Genomic DNA, 21,957 nt, shown 5'->3' on the forward strand with positions numbered 1-21,957 from the left:
CGATCGGTCACGCGTCTCTCCTCGAAAAAGAAAGGCCCGGTTCCCTGAAAACGGAAACCGGGCCTCACCGGGACGAACCCGTCAGATCTTGACGCGCGCGCCGAACAGGAAGGTACGGCCGAAGTGGTTATTCTCGTAATTGCGGTCGGCATCGATATCGGTGAAGCGATAGCGATATTCGTCGGTCAGGTTGATGCCCTCGACCGAGATTTCGATATTGTCGGTGATCGCGTAACGGACCGACGCATCGACGTTGATCGTCGAGCCATAGCCTTCGAAGACGTTGCCGGTGCCGCTGTTCGCATCGGCATAGCGGCTGCGATAGCTGACCGAGGCGCGGGCGCTGAACTTGCCGTCGTCATAATAGAGCGTGCCGTTATAGGCGCGCTTCGACAGGTTGAAGAGCGTGCCGTTGCGGATCGCGCCGACGTTGGCGCCGCCCGGGACGATCGACGGGCCGGCGACCGAATAATCGGCGTCCGAGTCGACATAGGTCGCATTCACGATGCCGCCGAAGTTCGACAGGAAACCCGGCAGGAATTTGAACGGTGCCTGCAACGAGACTTCGATGCCTTTCAGCTTTGCGCCTTCGCCGTTGCCGATCGAGTTGATCGTCCAGATCTGACCCTCGGGATTGATCGACGCCGGGCTGCTCGGCGGGATGATCGACGTCGGCAGGCCGGTCGAGGCAAAGGTGCCGCTGGTCGTCGTCGCGACCGGGAAGCTTGCGATATCCTTTTTGAACAAGGCGACCGAGAAGATCGATTGCGGCGCGAAATACCATTCGAACGCGAGATCATAGGCGGTCGCGCGGAACGGATCGAGGAACGGATTGCCGTAGTTGATGCGATAGTTGAACCCGTCGACCGTCCCGCCGGGGGTCAGATTGCCGAGCGTCGGGCGCGTCATCACATCCGCGACCGCGGCGCGGATGATGATGTCGTCGTGCGGGAACAGCGCGAGGTTCATCGACGGCAGCCAGTCTTCATAGCTGCGCTCGACGGTTACCGCCGCGCCGCTGCTGAGCCCGCTCGACGTCTGGTCGGTGTGGACATAGCGGACACCGGCGTTGAGCGCATAGCGCAGGCCGCCAAGCTCGCCCTTGGCATCGAACTGCAGATAGCCGCCGGTGACCTCTTCGCGCACCGCGCGGTTGTTGCCGGCGTCGACCGCGGCAACACGGTCGTAAAGCTTGGTGAAGTCGGTCGTCGCGTCGAGATTGGCGACCAGCCACTCGGTCGTCGTACCCGCCGGTTGCCCCGCCTTGCCGAGCGTGAACAGGTCGGCGAGCCCCGAATTGACCGGGAAGCCGTACACCGCGGCGGGTCCGAACGCCGACGACGGCGAGCAGGCGAGCGTGCCGAGAACACGGTCGACGCCGCCGTTGCCGCACACGACGGTGTCGCGCGTGAAGGCGATGCTGGCGAAGTCGAAGCGGCGATAGACCCCGCCCGCCTTGACCGTGAAATCGTCGCTGATGTCCCATTCGGTGCGCAGCTGCGCGGTGCGGAACTTGTTCGCGACCTCCGACGGGCGGTCGCGGATTTCGGCAAGCTGGAAATTCGCCGGATTGGTCACGCTGGTGCCGAAGGTCAGCAGCGGATTTTTCATGTCGCTATAATCGTAGCGATAATCCTGCGCATCGCGGTCGTCGAAGACGATCGTCGTTTCGAGCGGGATCGACGCGGTCGATTTCGACAGGCCGCCGAGCAGGGTGAAGCGGAACGTATCGCTGACATCCTGGTCCCACGTCGCGCCGACCTGGTAAAATTCGGTCTTCGCCTTGCGCAGATAATGTTCGGTGCGCACCCACGCGTCGTCGAGCGTCGCCGAGATCAGATTATTGTCGGCGTCGATTTCATAGTCGCTGACGTTGATCGAGCGTTCGTTGCTGCGCAGCAGCACCTCGGCCCAACGCTCGCGGCGCTGATGCTTGAAGCTCGAATAAAGCCCGTCGAGCGAGATCTTGGTCGCATCGCTCGGCGCGAACTGGATCGACCCGGTGATGCCGAGGCGCTTCTTGTCGTGCGCGATTTCGCCGTAGCGCGGGATGCGCGGATGGAAGGCGAGCGAGACCGAATCGCAAGCCGTGCTTGGCCTGTAGGTGCCGCCCGAATTGGCGGTGGTCCAGCACGGCGTACCATCGACCGAGTCGAAGCGCGCCTGCGCCCAGCGAACCGAATTATTGCCGAGTTCGAGCGTCTTCTGGTCCGAATAGGCGGCCGACACGGCAAAACCGAGCGTGCCGGCATCGTTGACCCAGCTGAGCAGTCCGGCGACGCGCGGGCCGACTTTTTCGGAGAGGTCGTTATAGCTGCCCTGCGCCGACAGCGCGGCGGTGAAGCCGCCCTTGCCCGCGAGCGGGTTGCCCGTGTTGAGGTCGACGACGGCGCCGAGCGAGCCTTCGTCGAGTTCGGCCGACGCGGTCTTGTGGACAACGATCGAGCTGAACAGCTCCGACGCGAAGACGTTGAAGTCGAACGCGCGGTCGCGGTTCGCCGAGGCGCCGTCGGTCGAGGTCGCGACGGTTTCGAGCCCGTTGACGCGGACGCGGGTGAATTGCGAGCCGAGCCCGCGCACGGTGATGCCGCGGCCTTCGCCGCCATCGCGCTGGATCGTGATGCCGGGAATGCGCTGCAGCGATTCGGCGAGGTTCTGGTCGGGGAATTTGGCGATATCTTCGGCGACGATCGCGTCGACCGCGGCAACCGACTCGCGCTTCACATTGAGCGCGGCACCGAGCGAGGCGCGGAAGCCGGTGACGACGATCTCGTCTCCGCTCGCCACCGCTTCATCGGCGGCCGCAGCAGCGTCCTGCGCCCAGGCCGGCGAGGCCGCCAGAACGGCAAGCGATGCACCGCACGCCAGCCGGGTCAAAGTGCGAATGCTCCGCATTGCATGAATAGCCATTATCATCCTCCCATATCGCCCCGTTGCCCCCGCTTGCGCAAGGAATGACACCGGTTACTTTACTGGACAAAGCGATTTGGCACACCGCTTCATCCGTTGATCTTTCAGAGAGTGATGATGGCTCGCCGTCACATGCGGCGAACCGGATCAGACCCTCTCCCTTGGAAATATTTTCTCGTTGACCGATTGGGGTAACCGGTGTCAGAAAGATTGCGGATTGCGACGAACATGTCAATACCCCAATGATGAGGAGAGACAGGATGCCCAAAAATCCTCGGATAACTGCGCTTTTTCTGGCCCTTAGCCTGTCATCGGGTTCGGCGACGGCCGCCGATGCGGCACCGCTCGCCTTTCCGGGCGCGGTCGGTCCGGCAGCAGAGACCCCGGGCGGACGCGGCGGGCAGATATTGCGCGTGACCACGCTCGCGCCCGACGGCCCCGGGTCGCTGAAGGCGGCGATCGAGACCCCGGGCCCGCGCATCATCGTGTTCGAGGTCGGCGGGGTGATCGACATGGGCCGCAGCACGATCGAGATCAAACATCCCTATCTGACGATCGCCGGCCAGACCGCGCCGGGGCCCGGCATCACGCTGATCCGTACCGGGATCGACGTGAAGACGCACGACGTCGTGATGCGCCATTTGCGTGTCTACACCGGCGTTGACGGCCAGCCGAAGCGCAGCGGGTGGGAGGCCGACACTTTCTCGACCGTCGCGGCGCATAATGTCATCGTCGACCATTGCACTTTGATGTGGGGTATCGACGAAAATATGTCGGCCTCTGGACCGCGCTTCACCGGCAAGAGCGTCGACGAATGGCGCAAGGGCACGAGCCGCAACATCACCTTTTCGAACAATCTCGCCGCCGAGGGGCTCGCCGATGCGAGCCATCCGAAGGGCGAGCATAGCAAGGGATCGCTGATCCACGACAATGCGACGGGGATCGTCTTTTACCGCAATGTCTGGGCGCATAATGTCGAGCGCAACCCGCTGATCAAGGGCGGCGGACAGGCGCTGATGATCAACAACCTGATCTATAATCCGCAGCACCGCGCGGTGCATTACAACCTGATGAATCTCGAATGGGTCGGGCATGAATATGTGACCGGACAGATCACCGCGGTCGGCAATGTGATGCGCGGCGGCAACGACACCGACGAACGCCTGCCCTTCCTGATGCTCGGCGGCGACGGCGACCTCGAATATTATGGCAAGGATAATCTGGCGGTCGACCGACACGGCGAGCCGCTTCCCGAGTTCGGCCGCTATGGCGAGACAAAGGCGAAGCTGATCCGCGCCAAGGCGCCGCTCGCGCCGGTTGGCGGTTATACTATTCTGCCGGTGCGCGATGTCGAAACATCGGTGCTCGCGACCGCCGGTGCGCGGCCGTGGGCGCGCGATGCCGAGGAGATTCGCGTGCTCTTCTTCGTCGCCGAGGGGCGCGGCGATGTGATCGACGATGAGAAGGAAGTCAGCGGTTATCCTGAGGTCAAGGAAGTGCGCGCGCCTTTTGTGGCGGGCGAGTGGGACCTTGCGACGATGGAACCGAAGTCGGGCCGCTATCCGGGCCAGACCGCACCGCTGCCGCAGGAAAATCTGTCGCAGCGCGACCGCGCTTCGCGGACGGCGAATTGACGATGAGCGCGCTTCTTGCGCTGTTGCTCGCGAGCGGCGCGGCCCCCGCGATGGTCGTGATCGACGAAGCGACGACGGTGCGCGAAGAAGCACCGCCGCACGGCGCGATCGGCCTGTCGACCGCGTTCCGGATCAGCGATGCGGTCCCCGCGCCGCGCAGCTTCGAATTCCGCAAGCGCGCGCTGCATGTCGGCGCAGCGATCGGCGTGCATCCGATCGACCATGACGAGATTTATTATGTGCTGTCGGGCACCGGCGTCGTCCATTCTGACGGCGAGGAGAAAGCGCTGAAGGCGGGCACCGCGGCGTGGCTCTACAAGGGCGCGAAGGTCGGCATTCGCCAGACGGGAAGCGAGCCGCTGGTGCTGATCATCGCTTATCCGAACAAGGCGGCGAGCGAATGACCTTCGACCGGCGCGCGCTGCTGACCGCCGGCCTCGCGCTGCCCTTCGCGAGCGCGGCAGCACGCGAGGCATGGACACGGCCGGCGGGCCTGAAGCCCGACGCGAGCATCGCGCTCTGGCCCGAAGGCCATATCCGGCCGCCTGCGGGGCTTGTCGAAGCGGTCGTCCAGCGCAGCGACGATCCGAAGGCGAGCGACCGGATGCTGCAAGGAATCACGCACCCGCGGCTCGACATCTTCCGCCCGGCAAAGCCCAACGGCGCGGCGGTGATCCTCGCGCCGGGGGGCGGCTATCGTTACGTCGTGGTCGACAAGGAAGGCTATGAGCTCGCACGCTGGCTGAGGGAGCGCGGCGTTACCGTCTATGTTCTCTTCTACCGCCTGCCGGCGGACGGCTGGACGAACGGCGCCGATGTGCCGCTCGCCGATGCGCAGCGCGCGGTGCGGCTGGTGCGCAGCCGCGCGGGCGCCGACGGCATCGATCCGGCGCGCATTGCCTTCGGCGGCTTTTCGGCGGGCGGGCAAGTCGCTACGAGTCTGCTCACGCGTTTCGGCGCCCAGGTCTATGCGCGGGTCGATGCGGCCGACGCCTTATCGGCGCGGCCCGATGCGCTCGCGGCGATCTATCCCGTCGTGTCGATGGACCCGGCGATCGCGCATGCGGTGAGCCGCGAGAAATTGATCGGCGCCAATCCCGATACGGCGCGCGAGAAACTTTATTCGCCCGAACGCAATGTCCGCGCAAACCAGCCCCCGCTGTGGCTGCTCCACGCCGAGGACGACAGCGTCGTGAAGGTCGAGAACAGCGTGCGGCTGCGCGAAGCTACGCGCGCCGTTGGCGCTCCGGTCGAGGCGCATTTCTTCGAGCGCGGCGAACATGGCTTCGGGCTGATGAAAGCGGCGGGGCTGCCCATCGCGATCTGGCCCGAGCTGCTGTGGAACTGGCTCGCCTCGCACAAGATCGTCTAGCTGCCCGGCTGGATGTACGGCACGCGCGCGAACAGCTCGCGCTCCCACTTGCGCGGATCATTTTCGACGCGGCTCTCCGTATCGAAGATCATCGTCTGACGCTTCGCCAGGTCATTGACCGGCCAGCCCGGATCGCCCGTGCGGGCAAAGCGGACGAAGGCGTCCATCACGCGATCGCTCATCGCCTGCTGCGCGGGCGTCGGATCAGGGATCGTGCCGAAGCTGAGCGCAATATCGTCGGCATGTTTCGCTTGTCCGAAATCGAGCTGATAGACGAAGCCCGGATGGCCGGCGCGGGCGCGCGCCTCGGCCTCCTCGACCTGCCCGCGCCAGCTGCGCGCGGCGGTGACGATGCGGTGGAAGAGGTCGAGCGGCGCGGCCTTCGGATAGCGGGCGCGGAACTGGCCGACCACCCACGATGGTTCGATGTCGATGCGCATCTCGGGCGCGATGCGCGCGGCGAGATTGTCAAAGTTCAGCCCCGACAATTGCTTGCCATCGGGCGCGTAGAAGGCGCGCGTCTCCATCACCGTGTTGCCGAGCATCATCGGGATACCAAGCGACTGCGGCGCGGCGTCGGGCCAGAAGGGGTGGCGCGTCAGATGCGTCATGTCGAGCACCGGGCCCATATAGACGCCGCCGCCGAGCACCGGGTCGGTCGCCGATAGCGCTGCGACGAGTTGCTCGACCGGTGCGGTCGCGGGGTCGACGCCCTGCCCCAGCTTGTCGAGAAATGCCTGCGCACGTTTGGTCGCGTTGAGCGGGCCCGAGGCGGTGACCTGCTGCCCGCTCATCGTGATCGCCTTGTGGAACAGCCCCTTCGCCTCGGCCATCGCCATCAGCGTCGCGATCTTCGCGCCGCCGCCCGACTGGCCGAAGACGGTGACATTGGCCGGATCGCCGCCGAACGCCGCGATGTTGCGCTGGACCCACCGGAGCGCGACGATCAGGTCGAGCTGCCCCGCATTGCCGCTATCGGGGAAACGCGGATCGAGCCGCGCGAGATAGAGATAGCCGAGCGCGTTGAGGCGGTGGTTGACGGTGACCACGACGACATCGCCGCGCGCCGCGAGCGCCGCGCCGTCGTTGACCGGATCGGTGACGCTGCCAGTCGAATAGGCACCGCCGTGGAAATAGACCATCACGGGGCGCTTTGCGGGCTTTTCAATGTCGGGCGTCCAGACATTGAGGAACAGGCAGTCCTCGCCCTGCGGCTGATAGCGGCCACCCGTTTGGGGACAGGCGGGACCAAAAATGTCGCCCCGCAATTGCTCTGCCTTCGTTATGGCGACCGGCGCCCGAAAACGCTCGGCGCGGCCATAGCGGATGCCCGTGAAAGCCCAGGACTGGCTGTCGCCAAAGCTGCGGAATGCGCCCGAACGATAGTCGCCGTCGGACGCGCTCACCGCTCCGATATGATGAACCGGCGTGAAGACCTCGGCCCGCGCGGCAGCTGAAAGGAGGAGCGAGCTGCCGGCCGTTGCCAGAAGCGCACGGCGGCCGATCGGCTCAGCGACGGACATCGAGCCCGCCGCTGTGGAAGGCGTCGATATCGGCCTGCCCGAAACGGCTCGCGTCGCCCGGCAGCGAATGTTTGAGGCAGGTGAGCGCAAGGCCCGATTCGGCCATCGCACGCGCATCGCCGCCCGACAGATGCGCGTGGAGCACACCCGCGGCAAAGGCATCGCCCGCGCCGATGCGGTCGACGATGCCCGTGACGTCGATCTCGGGGGTCTGGTAGCCGCCGCCGCGCAGGTCGACGCGCGCCGCGATGCGGTGATGGTCGGCGGTGGCCGTATGGCGCGCGGTCGAGGCGATCAGCTTGAGGCCGGGGAACGCGGCGAAACCCGCTTCGGCGGCTTCGCGTCGCCGGTCCTCGCCCTCACCGCTGAATTCCTTGCCGAGCACGAGCGACAGGTCGCGGTGGTTGCCGAACAATATGTCGGCGGTGCCGATCAGTTCGGAGAGGATCGTGCGCGGATCGCTGTCCCATGCCTCCCACAGCATCGCGCGGTAATTGCCGTCGAAGCTGACGGGGACGCCGAGCCGTTTTGCCGCGCGCGCCGCCGACAGCGCGGCTTCGGCTGAGCGCGGCCCGAGCGCGGGGGTGATGCCCGACAGGTGGAGCAGGCCCGCGCCCGCCAGCAAGTGGTCGAAATCATAATCCCCGGGCCCCGTCGCCGCGAAGCTCGACCCCGCGCGGTCGTAGACAATCTCCGACGCGCGCAGCCCGGCGCCGACGCTGAGGAAATAGAGCCCCATGCGCCCCGTCCCGCTGGTGACGGCACCGCAATCGACGCCCGCGCCGCGTACCGCCGCCACCGCTCCGCGACCCAGCGCATTCGCAGGAACGCGGCTGACCATCGCGCAGTCGTGGCCAAGGTGCGCGAGGCCGATCGCGACATTCGCTTCCGCGCCGCCGACATGGAGCGCGAGCGACGGCGACTGCATCAGCAGCTCGTTGCCCGGCGCGGTCAGGCGGATCAGCAGTTCGCCGAAAAAGACAAGGCGGCCTTCGGTCATCGCGCGAGGCTAACGCGCGAGCCAGCCGCCGTCGACGGCGAGGATATGGCCCTGCACATAATCCGACGCCGGTGACGCGAGGAACACCGCGGCGCCGCCGATGTCGGCGGGGTCGCCCCAACGTCCAGCGGGGATGCGCTCCATAATCTGGCGGTTGCGCGTCTCGTCGCCTTGCAGCGCGGCGGTGTTGTTCGTCGCGATATAACCGGGCGCGATCGCGTTGACCTGCACACCCTTTGCCGCCCACTCGTTCGCGAGCAGCTTGGTGAGCCCGCCGACGCCCGATTTCGACGCGGTATAGCTCGGCACGCGGATGCCGCCCTGAAAGGTCAGCATCGAGGCGATGTTGATGATCTTGCCGCTGCCGCGCGCGATCATGTGGCGGCCGACGCTCTGGCAGAGGAAGAAGAGCGTCTTCAAATTGGTGTCCATCACCGCGTCCCAGTCGGCCTCGGTGAAATCGACCGCATCGGCGCGGCGGATGATCCCGGCATTGTTGACGAGGATGTCGATGCGCCCGAACTCGGCGAGCACCGCATCGACGAGCGGCTGCACCGCGCCGACGCTCGACAGGTCGGCGGCGAAATTCTCGCCCTTGCGGCCCAGCCCGCGCACCTTGCCGACGGTCTCGTCGGCGGGTGAACGGCCCGCGGCGGCGATGTCGGCGCCCGCTTCGGCGAGCGCGAGCGCGATCCCCTGCCCGATGCCGGTGTTGGCGCCGGTGACGAGCGCGACTTTTCCTGTGAGATCGAACATCTTCATCTTCCTACCCTTCGTCATGCCGGGCTTGATCCGGCACCCATTTCAGCGGCGTAGTCTGGACCCCGGATCAAGTCCGGGGTGACGATGAATGGATTACGACAGCTGGCAGATGTCGAGGACGTTCATGTCCGTATAATCCTGATTCTCGCCCGCCATCGCCCAGATGAAGGCATAGGATTTCGTGCCCGCGCCCATGTGGATCGACCAGGGCGGCGAAATCACCGCTTCCTCATTCTGCATGACGATATGGCGGGTGGCTTCACCCTCGCCCATGAAATGCATCACGCGGTCGGTGTCGACGTTGTCGAGTTCGAAATAGAAATAAATCTCGCTGCGGCGCTCGTGGATGTGCGGGGGCATCGTGTTCCACACGCTGCCTTCCTTGAGCACGGTCAGCCCCATGACGAGCTGCGCGCTGTCGCACACGCCCGGAATGACGAGCTGAAAGATCGTGCGTTCGTTCGATTCGGCGAGGCTGCCGCGATCGAGCGCATTGGCGTCGGCGATGCCGAGCTTGCGCGTCGTGAACGCCTTGTGCGCCGGGCACGATGCCAGATAGTAGCGCGCGCCTTCACCGGCGAATTCGACGTCCTTCGCGCCCATCGTCACATAGAGGCAATCCTTGTTGCCGAGCGTGAAGCTCTCGCCATCGACGGTGACGGTGCCTTCCACCGACGAGACGTTGACGATCGCGAGCTCGCGGCGTTCAAGGAACGGGTGGCCCGCGGCCGACGGCGGCTCGCTCTGCGCGGGCAGCTTGACCGGCGCCGAACCCACGGCGACGCCGCCGATGACGAAGCGGTCGGCATGGGTGTAGTTGAGGACGCACTCGCCTTCACTGAACAGGTTCTGGATCAGATAGCGATCGCGCAGCTCGGCGTTCGACACTTCCTCCATCATCACGGGATGGGTGGCGTAATAGGTCTTGGAAAACATGGGATCGCATCCTCATCTGAGATTTCTGGCTTGCCGCCTTGCTAGTTTTGATGGTAACCGGTGTCAAGAGGTGTTGGCGCCCCCGCCGGGCGGTTGATTTTACGCTTTCGAGCGCCCATCAGCATTGCAAAGCGCGAGCCGGGCCAGAGGCTTGCAGGGGAAAGAGCGAATATGGCGGCACAAACCAAGGGGCCGGGGGGCAAGCAGCCGACGATCAACGACGTCGCGGCGCTTGCGGGGGTGTCGAAAAAGACCGTGAGCCGGGTGATCAACCGCTCCGAATTCCTGACCGACAAGACGCGCGCCGCGGTCGAAAAGGCGATCGAACAATTGGGCTTCGTCCCCAATCCGCAGGCGCGCGCGCTCGCCTTTCGCCGCAACTTCCTGATCGCGCTGCTCCACGACAATCCGAACGCGCAGACCGTGCTCAACTTCCAGCGCGGCGTGCTCGACGCGATCAAGGACAGCGACCTTGCTTTGCTTGTCCGCCCCGTCGATCGCGGGTCGGACAAGCTGCTCGACGATGTACGCACGTTCCTGGAAAAACAGCGGCCGATCGGCGCGATGCTGCTGCCGCCGATTTCGGAGAATGACGATCTGGCCGCGCTCTGCGAGGATCTGGGCGTGCGTTATGTCCGCGTCGGATCGGCGCCGCTCGACGATGCGAAGCATTGCATTTCGTCGAACGATCGCGAGGTCGTCTCCGAAGCGGTGCGCCGATTGATCGCGCTCGGCCATCGCCGCATCGGTTTCGTGCGTGGCCCCGTCGGCTTCCGTTCGGCCGCCGAGCGCGAAGAAGGTTTCCGCGAGGCGCTGAGCGAGGCCGGACTCGACCTTCCTCCAGCATTCAACGCGCCCGGCAATTACCGCTATACCGCTGGCATCGAGGCCGGCGAAGCCCTGCTGTCGCTCGCCGCCCCGCCGACGGCGATCTTCTGCTCGAACGACGAGATGGCGGCCGGCGTGATGAGCGTCGCGCACAGCAAGGGCGTGAAGGTGCCCGAGCAGCTTTCGATCATCGGCTTCGACGACAGCCCGACCGCGACGCATATCTGGCCCGCGCTCAGCACGGTCCGCTGGCCGATTCACGAGATGGGTATCCGCGCCGCGCAAACGCTCGTGCCCGATTTTCTCGCCCCGGGGACCAAGGTCGCCGAGGGCGCGGTTCTGGCCTCGACCTTCGTCGAGCGCCAGTCGGTCGCGCCGCCTTCGACGAAATAAGGGTCAGCGGCGCCGGCGGGCGAGCTGATATTCGTAGAGCGACGGCACCGCGGCGACCGCCTGCCCCGTGCCCTCGATATAGGGCGCGGGGGTGTAGCTGACCGCGATCTTGCGGTTCGCGTGCAGCCCGACGATCCGTTCGCCGGGGCCTTCGAGTCCGCTTGTGATCGCGACCGTCGCATCGGCGGGCGCGCTTTCGGCCATTACCAGCTTCGCGTTCCACAGCGTGTTGTAAAGCCCGTGCCCGGGTTTCCAGTAGGGCGCGCCGCCGCCGACCCACAGCTGGTAATGCCAGCCGTCCTTGCCCTGTTTCGGATCGATGTGCATCTCGATCGCGTCGAACAGATTCTGGTGGTTCGACCCGCTGTGCTGGTCGATGATCGCCTCTTTCTCGACGACCGAGCGCAGGAACACCGAGCGCGTCGAGCGCGTGTTGATGCTGACCGGGTGAACGACCGGATTTGCGACCTTCAGATCCTTGACGAGCACATTGTGCACCGCGCCGACATGCACCGAATAATGCGCGCGGCGGTCGCCGGTGGTGGTGACGTCGGCGATCGTCAGGCTCGCGGCATTGTCGGTGAGGATGCCGCTGTCCGCGCGGTCGATCGTCAGCTTGCGGACCCAGCCGTCGAAGACGCCGGTCATATAGATGCCGTTATAGCCCTGCTCGAGATGATGGCCGAACGACGGCGCCTCGGGAAATTGCAGCCGCAGATTCTGGATGCCGACGTTCGACAGATGCTTCCATTGGGCGACCACCGCCGGCTGGTCGGCGCGGACATCGTGGAGCAGCGGGTCGCCGAGCGTCACCGTCTTGCCGCGCACCGCGACAACGCGCGTCGCCTGCGCGACCACCGGCCGGTTCGGGAAGCTCCAGTGATGCGAGCCGATCGGCAGGTCGGTATCGCCATAGAGCGATTTCAATATCTGGCTGTTCGGCCCGTCGAGCGAGAACCATTGCAGCTGCACGACATCGCCGACCTTGAGCTTCGACGCATCATCGACCGTCAGCGTGCGGGCGAACTGCTTGCCCGAAACCCCGGTCGCGAGCACCGGATCGCGGACATCCTTCGTCCCGTCATAGGAGACCGGCCGGCTGCCCGCGGGCGCGACATAGATCATCCCGCCCGCCCACGTATATTCGGTGAACAGATAGTCGATATTATGCTCGGGCTCGACCTGCTGCTTCTTCTCGCGCACCATATAGGCGCGCAGCTCGTCATAATCGCCGCTCTGGTCGATGAGCTTCAGCGGGCGCGGGAACCAGAGCTCGCTGCCGCCCGGCCCGTTGCCCGCGCCGTCGAGGATGATATCGCTGCGCGTGATGCGCAGCACCTCGGTGATCTGCGTGCGGCCTTTGGGGAAACGCAGCGTCACTTTGCCCTTCACCGCGTTCGCCGCGGCGAGCGCCCGCAGCACCGCCTTGCTATCGTCGAGCCCGTCGTCGGGGATCGCGCCATAGTCGGTGACGTCGACGATCGTCCCCGCATCGGCGGGGATCGGCGCCAACCCGAAGCCATAGCCGGCATAGCTGAAATCGGGCAGCGGGTTCGCCGCCGTTGTCGCGGGGTCGGAGAGGATTTTGGGCAGTTTCGCCGGTTGCGCCTGCAAGGGGAAAGTCAGCGCCGCGCCGAGCGCCAGAACCGAAACGAGGCGCGCACGCCGATCACCCGAAATCATAACCCGATACACTCCCTGCGGCCCCGTTTGGGATTACCCCCTTTGGCATGGCGGCGCGCGCCCAGTAAAAGTCGGGGGCGCCGCCATGCCGGGGACCTCGTTTAGAACTTCGCGCGCACGCCGACCGAAAAACGCCGTTCGGACAAGGCATAGCTGTTGAGCGCGGTTGTGTTGAAATTGCTATACTCGGTCGTCGCCGATTTCTTCGGCATCAGATTCTGCGCCTGCAGCGACAGCGCGATATTCTTGGTGATGTCGACCCCGACCTGCGCATCGAGCTGCGAGCGCGAGCCGACAAAACTCGGCCGCCCTTCGGAAAATTCGAACACCGCCTCGTCGCGGTAGTTGTACGCGATACGCGCCGAGAAAGGCCCCTTCTCGTACAGGCCGACGAGATTATAGCTGTTCTTCGACACCGCGACGAGCGGGAAGCCCGCGCTGTCCTCCGAATCCGAATAGGTGTAATTCGCGATCACCCCGAAGCCGTCGAGCGGCGAAGGCAGGAAATCCATGAACTGCTGGATACCGATTTCGAAGCCCTTGATCTTCGCGCTTGAGAGGTTCTCCGGGCGCGAGAAGGTCAGTTCGCGGCCCTGCGGGTCGAGGTTGGTGTCGACCCCGGTGGTGACGAAACTCGCGATGAAATTCTTCACATCCTTATAGAAGACCGCACCCGAGATCAGCGAGCTCTTGCCCGTATAATATTCGAAGCTGACATCGGCCTGCGTCGAGATCGGCGGTTCGAGATTCACATTGCCGCCGGTGACCGACAGGTTCGTCGCGTTGAAGAAGGTGGATGGCGCAAGGTCGGCGATCGAGGCGCGCTGCATCGTCTGCGACCCCGACACGCGGATCAGGAAATCGTCGGTGACATTGAACGCGATGTTCGCGCTCGGCAGCACATTGGTGTAGCGATTCTTGTCGTTGACCAGCCGGCTGACGGTGCCGACGTTGACATAGCTATCGACCGACAACCGCGTCGACGCGATGCGCACCCCGGCATTCGCCTTGTACGGGATGCCGGCAATCTCGCCCTCGCCCGACACCATCAGGTAACCGGCGAGCGTCTTTTCGCTGAAGTCATAGTCGCGCTGCAGATTGGGCAGCAGCGTCGAACGCCCGTTCGCGTTCGAATTGGGCTCGGCCGCCTGCGCGCGGGTGAAGACATAGTCGAAGGTCGGCGCGGTGCTCAAAAAGCTGCGCGGGAAGGTTCCAGGAATGTCCGACAGGAAATCGCCCGCATCGACGAGCTTCAGATAGGGCTCGATCTCGGCGCGGGTCGGCGTGACCTGGCTGCGGAACGCGTTCGAGCGCGCATGGAGGTCGGTATAGCGAACCCCCGCGGCGATCGTGACGCCGCCGGTTTCGTAGCTGACGTCGAGCTTGCCCGTATATTCGTCGAGCAGGCCGATCAGGCGGTTGCTGCGCACGCCGTTCGTCGCCGGGTTGTACGATGCATAGTTGGTCGGATTGAACGGCCCGGTCAGTGTCAGCGACGGGATCGTCGTGTCGCGGAAATCGAACGCACCCGGCACCGCGGCGGTGCCCTGCAAGGTGATGATCTGGATCGTCTGGTCGATCGTGCCCTTGCTGTAATAGCCGTCGGCCTCGATCGTCAGCCCGTTGTCGCCCTCATATTTGCCGTTGAGCCCATAGAGGAAGCTTTCGGTCGGCTCGTTGCGGATCTGCCCCGCAGTGGTGACGGTGCCGTTGGCGTTGCCCGCGACGACCATGCCATCCTCGACGACGCGATTGGTGACGGGATTGGTGCCCGTCGGCAGGCGGAAGGCGAAAAAGTCCTGGCGGCGGCCGGTCTTGAGCTTCGAATAGAGCGCGTCGGCGGTGATCGTGAACTCGGGCGTCACCTCGAACTGGATCGCACCGTTGAGGCCGAGGCGCGAGCGGTCGACGGTGAACTGCTCATATTGCAGCAGCACCGGGGTCGGGAAGATGCCGCCGCCGGTGCCCGTGTAGGTGCGGCCCAGGAAATTGTTGCGCTCGAACGTCTGCGTCATCGACGTGCGCTTCTGATACTCGCCCGCGATCATCACGCCGATGCGGCCATCGGCGAATTTGGTCGTCGCAAAACCGGTGATCGCGGGTTCGAACTTTTTCGAATTTTCCGAATAGACGCCCTGCGCGCGGACCGAGATTGTCGGTTCCTTGAAGCTCAGCGGCTTCGGCGTGACGAGGTTCACCGTGCCGCCGAGGCCGCCTTCGGCATTGCTGGCGAGCGGCGATTTGCGCACTTCGAGGCGGCCGAACAGGCTGGAGGGCACCGAATCGAGCCCCGACGAGCGACCGAGCTGGTCATTTTCGGGCGGCGACAGGCGCGCCGACCAGCCGAGCAGCGTACGGCCATCGACCTCGACGCGCACCTGCTGCAGCCCGCGCACCGACACCGACTGACCTTCGCCGAAAACACGGGTGATCTGAACGCCGGTGACGCGCTGCAGCGCTTCGGCGACGTTGGCGTCGGGCAGCTTGCCGACGTCTTCGGCGGTGATGACGTCCATGACCTGATCGGCTTCGCGCTTGATGTCGGCGGCGCGTTCGAGCGACGCCCGGATACCGGTCACCACGATCGCGTCATCGGCGGCCGGAGCCGCCGCATCCTGCGCATGGGCCGGCGATAGCGCTAGCGCCGCGAACGACGCCCCGCCTGCCAGTTTCGCCAATGTCCGGACGCCCCGCCTTGCCTGAATAGCCATCTTCATCCTCCCACGCCGGCGGCGGCCTGTCGCCTGCTCGCCAATGATTTCCCATGGAGATTGCGCCTGATGGCCAGCCTGTGTGGCCGCACCAGCCGCCTTCCCGTTTCTATTTCGTTGCCCGGCATTGGTAACCGGTGTCACGAATGATGCGGGAATTGCCGGGCCCATGTCAAGCAAAAATTGTATGACAACTGCCCTCTTGTATGACAACTCGGGTGGCGATGGGCCGCGGTAGAAAAATTGTCGTAATTTGTCGCATCGCCCGCATTGCGCTTGCATGGCGCAATCCAATGGGTTGAAAGGACGCAACCTCCCCCGCCTCCCGGCGAACCGATACGAGAACAACCAACTATGCTGGACAAAAGGTCGCTGTCGCTGACCGGAGTGCTGTGTGCCGCGGCTCTATCGCTCGGCGCCTGCTCGGGTCAGGATGAAAGCAAAAATGGCCGCGGCGCGCCCGAGGTCGGCTATGTCGCCGTCAAGGTCGAGCCGGTGCCGGTGACCTCGTCGCTCGGCGGACGCACCGTCGCGTTCGAGACGAGCGAAGTGCGCCCGCAGGTCAATGGCCTGATCCGCCGCCGCCTGTTCACCGAAGGCGGCTTTGTGCGCGCCGGCCAGCCGCTCTACCAGATCGACGCGAGCCTGTATCAGGCGGGGGTCGACCAGGCCGCCGCGAACCTCGCGAGCGCCCGCGCGAGCGCGCAGGCCGCCGACGAACGCGCGCGGCGGCTCGAACCGCTCGCCAAGATGCAGGCGGTCGCCGAGCAGGATTACACTGACGCGCTGGCGCAGGCGCGGATGGCGCGCGCCGCGGTCGCGCAGAATGGCGCCGCGCTGGAAACCGCGCGCATTAACCTGCGTTTTGCGACGATCACCGCGCCGATCAGCGGCCGCATCGGCCGCAGCCTCGCGACCCCCGGCGCGCTCGTCAGCGCGAGCCAGGCGAGCCCGCTCGCGGTGATCCAGCAGACCGATCCGATGTATGTCGACATGCAGCAGTCGAGCGCCGAGCTCACCACGCTGCGCCAGGCGATCGAAAGCGGCGGGGTCACCGCGGGCAGCACCTCGGTGCGCCTGCGCATGGAGGATGGCAGCGCCTACCCCTTTGCCGGCGTCGTCCAGTTTTCCGACGTCACGGTCAACGAGGCGACGGGCACCGTCACACTGCGCGCGCGCTTCCCCAATCCCAGGGGCATCCTGCTGCCCGGCATGTTTGTGACCGCGCTGTTCGACCAGGCGGTGAACCCGACCGCGATCCTGCTGCCGCAGGCCGCGGTGCAGCGCGATTTCGACGGGTCGGCCTTCGTCTATCTTGTCGGCAAGGACAACAAGGCGGCGCGGCGCAAGATCGTCGCCGACCGCACCTCGGGCGCCAATTGGGTCGTCACCGACGGGCTGAAACCCGGCGACCGCGTGATCACGCAGGGCATCGGCAATCTGCGGCAAGGGGCGCCGATCCGCCCCGTGCCCGCGAGCAGCGCGCAGCGCGTCGGTGCTCCGAAGGGCGGCGACGCCCAAGCCAAGGGCAAGTAGCCTCTTATGTCGCGCCTTTTCATCGACCGGCCGATCTTCGCCTGGGTGCTGGCGATCATCGTCATGCTCGGCGGCGCGGGCGCGCTCTTTTCGTTGCCGATCGAGCAATATCCCGACATCGCCCCGGCGCAGGTCAATATCCGCGCCTCCTATCCGGGCGCGTCGGCCGAAACGATCGAGAACAGCGTCACGCAGGTGCTCGAACAGCAGCTGACCGGGATCGACGGCCTGCTCTATTTCAGCTCGCAATCGAGCTCGCGCGGACAGGCGAACATCACCGCGATCTTCGAAAAGGGCACCGACCCCGACATCGCGCAGGTGCAGGTCCAGAACAAGATCGCATCGGCGGTCTCGCGCCTGCCGCAACAGGTGCAGCAACAGGGCGTGCGCGTCACCAAGTCGAACTCGGACACGCTGCTGCTCGTCGGCGTTTACGATTCGACGAACACGCGCGTGAACCAGGACGTGTCCGACTATATGGCGTCGAACATCCAGGACCCGCTGTCGCGCGTCGAGGGGGTCGGCGAGGTCAATATCTTCGGCGCGCCGCACGCGATGCGCATCTGGCTCAATCCGCAGCGGCTCGCCGCGGTATCACTGATGCCGAGCGACGTGATTTCGGCGATCACCGCGCAGAACAGCGAAGTCGCGGCGGGCGACGTCGGCGGCCTCCCCGCGCCGCAGGGCCAGATGCTCAACGCGACCGTCACCGCGCAGTCGCGGATGCAGACCGTGCCCGAGTTCGAGAATATCGTGCTGAAGACGCTGCCCGACGGGTCGAGCGTGCGCATCAAGGATGTCGCGCGCGTCGAGATCGGCGCCGAAAGCTATGCCGTCGTCAGCCGGATCAACGGCCATCCGGGCGCGGGCATGTCGATTTCGCTGTCGCCGGGCTCGGACGCGCTCGAGACCGCCGACCGGGTCAAGGCGCGGATGGAGGAGCTCGCCGCCGATTTCCCCGACGGGCTGACCTACAGCTACGCCAATGATTCGACTGCCTTCATCAAACTGTCGGTGAGCGAAGTGCAAAAATCGCTGTTCGAGGCGATTTTGCTCGTCATCCTTGTGATGTTCGTCTTCCTGCAAAGCTGGCGCGCGGTGCTGATCCCCGCGATCGCGGTGCCCGTCGTGCTGCTCGGCACCTTCGCCATCTTCTATATGCTGGGGTTCAGCATCAACACGCTCACCCTGTTCGGGCTGACGCTCGCGATCGGGCTGCTCGTCGACGACGCGATCGTCGTGGTCGAGAATGTCGAGCGGTTGATGGAAGAAAATCCCGGCATGTCGGCGCGCGACGCGACAATCCAGTCGATGAAGGAACTGCAGGTCGCGCTGATCGCGATCGCGCTCGTGCTGTCGGCGGTGTTCCTGCCGATGGCTTTCTTCGGCGGATCGACGGGCGTCATCTATCGCCAGTTCTCGGTCACCATCGTGTCGGCGATGGCGCTGTCGGTGCTCGTCGCGCTGATCCTGAGCCCCGCGCTGACGTCGACGCTGCTCAAGCCGAAGAACCACGATGGCGCCCCCGCCGAGGGCGGGCGCTTCCCGCGCGTCCACGCCTTCCTCGAACGCGCCAAGACCGGCTTCAACACGCGGTTCGACCGCACGGTCGACCGTTATGTCGGCAGTGTTACCAAGGTCGTCGACCGCAAATGGCTCTTCCTCGGCATCTACGCGGTGCTGCTCGTCCTGCTCGTCGTCCTGTTCCTGCGCCTGCCGAGCGGCTTCCTGCCCAACGAGGATCAGGGACGCGTTTCGGTGCAATTTCGCTTGCCCGCGGGCGCGACGCAGGCGCGTACGCTCGAAGTGCGCGACGAAATCGAAAAATATATGCTCACAGCGGAAAAGGCGAATACGCAGGCGCTGTTTCTGATCGCGGGCGGCGGCGGCGGTGGCGCTTCGGGGCAGAACACCGGCCAGGGTTTCGTCAACCTCACCCATTGGGACGACCGCCCGGGCAAGGAGAATACCGCCGATGCGATCGCCGAACGCGCGCGCAAGGCGCTGAGCGGCCTCCGCGACGCGCAGATCTTTGCGCTCGTCCCCGGCGCGGTGCGCGGGCTCGGCGATTCGTCGGGCTTCACGATGCAGTTTCAGAACCGCAGCGGGATGAGCCGCGAAGAGTTCGCCGAAGCACGCGAAAAACTGCTTTCCGCGGCGAATGCGAATCCGAAGCTGACCTCGGTGCGCCTGTCCGACCTTCCCGACGTCGCGACGCTGAAGATCGACATCGATACGCAGCGGCTGACGGCGTACGGCATCGACAATGCCGATGTGAATTCGACGCTCGCGACCGCATGGGGCGGACGCTATGTCAACGACTTCATCGACAAGGGGCGCGTCAAGCGCGTCTATGTCCAGGGCGACGCCCCCTATCGCGCGCGGCCCGAAGACCTCGGCCAATGGTATGTCCGTTCGGCCGACGGCGAAATGTCGCCCTTCTCCGCCTTCGCCAAGACCGGCTGGTCGACGACGCCGAGCAGCAGCTCGCGCTTCCAGGGCGTGCCCGCGTTCGAAATCTCGGGCCAGCCCGCGCCGGGCACCAGTTCGGGCGAGGCGATGGACGAGATGGAGCGGATGGCAAACGAGATCCCCGGCACCAGCGTCGCCTGGTCGGGCTCCTCCTATCAGGAGCGCCTCTCGTCGGGACAGGCGCCCTTGCTCTATGGCCTGTCGCTGCTCGTCGTCTTCCTCTGCCTCGCGGCGCTTTATGAAAGCTGGACGATCCCGCTCGCGGTGATCCTGGTCATTCCGCTCGGGCTGATCGGCGCGATCTTTGCCGTCAATCTGCGCGGGCTCGAAAACGACGTCTATCTCCAGATCGGTCTGCTCACGACGATGGGGTTAGCTGCGAAGAATGCGATCCTGATGATCGAATTCGCCGAGCAGGAAGAGCGCAAAGGCAAACGCGTGATCGAGGCCGCGATCGCCGCCGCGCGCATCCGCCTGCGCCCGATTTTGATGACGAGCTTTGCCTTCATCTTCGGCGTGCTGCCGCTCGCGATCGCGACCGGCGCGGGTGCGAACAGCCGCGTCGCGATCGGCACCTCGGTGATCGGCGGCATGCTCACCGCCGCCTTCCTCGCGATCTTCTTCATCCCGCTCTTCTTCGTCCTCGTCCGCCGCGGCGTGCGCGACGGTCTTGCGGCGGCGCGCGCGCGCTTCGGCAAGAACAAGGGCGGAGATACGGACCCGGCGGAGGTGCCGGCATGATCCACGCCCGCGCCCTTCTGATGGCGAGCACGCTCGCGCTCGCCGGCTGCTCGCTCGCGCCGAAGACGGTGCTGCCGGCGCCGCCCGTCCCGCAAAGCTGGCCCGCCGGCGACGCCTATCTGCTCCAGAGCGAGGCGGCGCTGCCGATCCTCTCGTACAAAAGCGTCTTCACCGACCCGCGATTGCAATCGCTGACCGATCAGGCGCTCGCGAACAATCGCGACCTTCGCGTCGCTTACGCCAATGTCGCCGCGGCGCGCGCGCAGGTGCGCGTCACGCGATCGGGGCAATTCCCCGAGCTCGGGATCAGCGCCGGCGCGGGCTATTCGGATTCAAGCGGCAGCGGCGGCACGGGTAGTGCGGGAGGCGGCGGCGATTTCTCGCTGCGCGGCGGCATCACCGCTTTCGAACTCGACCTGTTCGGCAAGCTCGCCAACGCGACCGAAGCCGACCGCAATCGCGCGCTCGGCACCGAGGCGGCGTCGCGCACCGTGCGGCTAGCGCTGATCGCCAATCTCGCCGACGCATGGGCGACCTATGGCGCTGACCGCGATCTGCTCAAAATCGCCGAGGACACCGCCGCCAATGCGCGCGAGAGCGTGCGGCTGACCAAGGCGCGGCTCGACGGCGGCGTCGCGCCGCGCACCGATCTGCGCCAGGCCGAGCAGATCCTCGCGACCGCCGAGGATTCGATCGCGCAGCAAAGGACCGCGCTCGCGCAGGATGAGAATCTCATCCGCCTGCTCGTGGGCGGCGATGTCGACCGGACGCTGCTGCCCGCGAGCCTGACCGAAGTGACGCCGGCGATCGTGTCGCTGCCCGCCGGGGTCAGCTCCGAAATCCTGCTCCGCCGTCCCGACGTGATCGAGGCCGAATATGGCCTGCGCGCCGCCAACGCCGACATCGGCGTCGCGCGCGCGCAGCTCTTCCCGTCGATCTCGCTCACCGGGCTGCTCGGCTTTGCCAGCAATGCCCTCGGCAGCCTGTTCGACAGCGGGTCGTTCAACTGGTCGGCGGGCGGCGACGCGACCGCGACGATCTTCGACGCCGGCGGCCGCCGCGCGGGTGTTGCAGTCAGCGAAGCGCAGCGCGACGCCGCGCTCGCGGGCTATGAAGGCGCGATCCAGACCGCGTTCCGCGAGGTCGCCGACGCGCTCGCGGTGCAGGGCACGATTTCCGAGCGCGCCCGCGCCGCGGCGGCGAACACCGAAGCCGCGACCGACACCGCAACGCTCGCCGACGCGCGCTACAAGGGCGGCGTCGACAGCTTCCTTTCCAGCCTCGACGCGCAGCGCAGCCTCTATTCGGCGCGGCGGAGCGAGGTCGGGACGCAATTGCTGCTCGTCAGCACGCGAATCGCGCTGTTCCGTACGCTGGGCGGCGACAGCAGCGCGGGTTCGGCCGCGCCTACACCCCAATAGCTTCGTCACCCCGGACTTGATCCGGGGTCCACGAC

14 protein-coding genes are annotated in these 21,957 nt (G+C 65.6%); 7 read left to right on the forward strand and 7 right to left on the reverse strand.

Annotation, left to right across the window (positions count from 1 at the left end; translation table 11 throughout):
• Window positions 1-81: 81 nt before the first annotated feature.
• Entirely contained in the window at window positions 82-2,910 is a 2,829-nt protein-coding gene (locus J2X38_RS17420) for a TonB-dependent receptor (RefSeq protein ID WP_310255858.1), read from the reverse strand.
• 260 nt (window positions 2,911-3,170) lie between these two features.
• Here J2X38_RS17420 and J2X38_RS17425 point away from each other — a divergent pair, with 260 nt between their 5' ends.
• Genes J2X38_RS17425 through J2X38_RS17435 form a run of 3 tightly spaced genes read left to right on the forward strand, consistent with a single transcriptional unit; the run spans window position 3,171 to window position 5,916 of the window.
• Entirely contained in the window at window positions 3,171-4,544 is a 1,374-nt protein-coding gene (locus tag J2X38_RS17425) for a pectate lyase (protein ID WP_310255860.1), read from the forward strand.
• Window positions 4,545-4,546: 2 nt separating this feature from the next.
• Window positions 4,547-4,948 carry a cupin domain-containing protein gene (locus tag J2X38_RS17430; protein WP_310255862.1) on the forward strand — a complete coding sequence of 134 codons (402 nt, stop codon included), beginning with the start codon at window positions 4,547-4,549 and terminating at the stop codon, window positions 4,946-4,948.
• Complete coding sequence (locus J2X38_RS17435; protein WP_310255864.1) at window positions 4,945-5,916, forward strand: alpha/beta hydrolase; 972 nt, start codon at window positions 4,945-4,947, stop codon at window positions 5,914-5,916. Before J2X38_RS17430 ends, J2X38_RS17435 begins: the two co-directional genes overlap by 4 nt.
• Here the strand turns inward: J2X38_RS17435 and J2X38_RS17440 are convergent.
• From J2X38_RS17440 to kduI, 4 genes are all read right to left on the reverse strand, one after another.
• Window positions 5,913-7,439 (reverse strand): carboxylesterase family protein, encoded by a 1,527-nt coding sequence (locus tag J2X38_RS17440; protein WP_310255867.1) that lies wholly within the window; start codon window positions 7,437-7,439, stop codon window positions 5,913-5,915. The genes J2X38_RS17435 and J2X38_RS17440 overlap by 4 nt on opposite strands.
• The gene (locus J2X38_RS17445; protein ID WP_310255868.1) at window positions 7,426-8,439 is read right to left on the reverse strand and encodes a sugar kinase; all 1,014 of its coding nucleotides are present in this window, start codon (window positions 8,437-8,439) and stop codon (window positions 7,426-7,428) included. The genes J2X38_RS17440 and J2X38_RS17445 overlap by 14 nt, the downstream gene beginning before the upstream one ends.
• Window positions 8,440-8,448: 9 nt before the next feature.
• Complete coding sequence (gene kduD, locus J2X38_RS17450; RefSeq protein WP_310255869.1) at window positions 8,449-9,201, reverse strand: 2-dehydro-3-deoxy-D-gluconate 5-dehydrogenase KduD; 753 nt, start codon at window positions 9,199-9,201, stop codon at window positions 8,449-8,451.
• Between the two features lie 93 nt (window positions 9,202-9,294).
• The gene (gene kduI / locus J2X38_RS17455; RefSeq protein ID WP_310255870.1) at window positions 9,295-10,137 is read right to left on the reverse strand and encodes a 5-dehydro-4-deoxy-D-glucuronate isomerase; all 843 of its coding nucleotides are present in this window, start codon (window positions 10,135-10,137) and stop codon (window positions 9,295-9,297) included.
• 171 nt (window positions 10,138-10,308) lie between these two features.
• Here kduI and J2X38_RS17460 point away from each other — a divergent pair, with 171 nt between their 5' ends.
• Window positions 10,309-11,358: a LacI family DNA-binding transcriptional regulator gene (locus J2X38_RS17460; protein ID WP_310255875.1), complete on the forward strand. Its 1,050-nt coding sequence runs from the start codon at window positions 10,309-10,311 to the stop codon at window positions 11,356-11,358.
• A gap of 3 nt (window positions 11,359-11,361) precedes the next feature.
• On the opposite strand, the gene J2X38_RS17465 is transcribed toward J2X38_RS17460, so the two are convergent.
• Both J2X38_RS17465 and J2X38_RS17470 read right to left on the reverse strand, forming a co-directional pair.
• Window positions 11,362-13,041 carry a hypothetical protein gene (locus J2X38_RS17465; protein WP_310255878.1) on the reverse strand — a complete coding sequence of 560 codons (1,680 nt, stop codon included), beginning with the start codon at window positions 13,039-13,041 and terminating at the stop codon, window positions 11,362-11,364.
• Window positions 13,042-13,142: 101 nt separating this feature from the next.
• Window positions 13,143-15,752: a TonB-dependent receptor gene (locus tag J2X38_RS17470; RefSeq protein WP_310255880.1), complete on the reverse strand. Its 2,610-nt coding sequence runs from the start codon at window positions 15,750-15,752 to the stop codon at window positions 13,143-13,145.
• 354 nt (window positions 15,753-16,106) lie between these two features.
• Here J2X38_RS17470 and J2X38_RS17475 point away from each other — a divergent pair, with 354 nt between their 5' ends.
• Genes J2X38_RS17475 through J2X38_RS17485 form a run of 3 tightly spaced genes read left to right on the forward strand, consistent with a single transcriptional unit; the run spans window position 16,107 to window position 21,922 of the window.
• Window positions 16,107-17,288, forward strand: coding sequence for an efflux RND transporter periplasmic adaptor subunit (locus J2X38_RS17475; protein WP_058539369.1), 1,182 nt, complete (start codon window positions 16,107-16,109; stop codon window positions 17,286-17,288).
• A gap of 6 nt (window positions 17,289-17,294) precedes the next feature.
• Window positions 17,295-20,501, forward strand: a complete 3,207-nt coding sequence (locus J2X38_RS17480; protein WP_310255882.1) for an efflux RND transporter permease subunit — start codon at window positions 17,295-17,297, stop codon at window positions 20,499-20,501.
• Window positions 20,498-21,922, forward strand: a complete 1,425-nt coding sequence (locus tag J2X38_RS17485) for an efflux transporter outer membrane subunit (protein WP_310255883.1) — start codon at window positions 20,498-20,500, stop codon at window positions 21,920-21,922. Before J2X38_RS17480 ends, J2X38_RS17485 begins: the two co-directional genes overlap by 4 nt.
• Window positions 21,923-21,957 lie beyond the last annotated feature (35 nt).

Origin of the sequence: Sphingopyxis sp. BE235, from assembly GCF_031457175.1 — a bacterium.
Classification (GTDB): Bacteria; Pseudomonadota; Alphaproteobacteria; order Sphingomonadales; family Sphingomonadaceae; genus Sphingopyxis.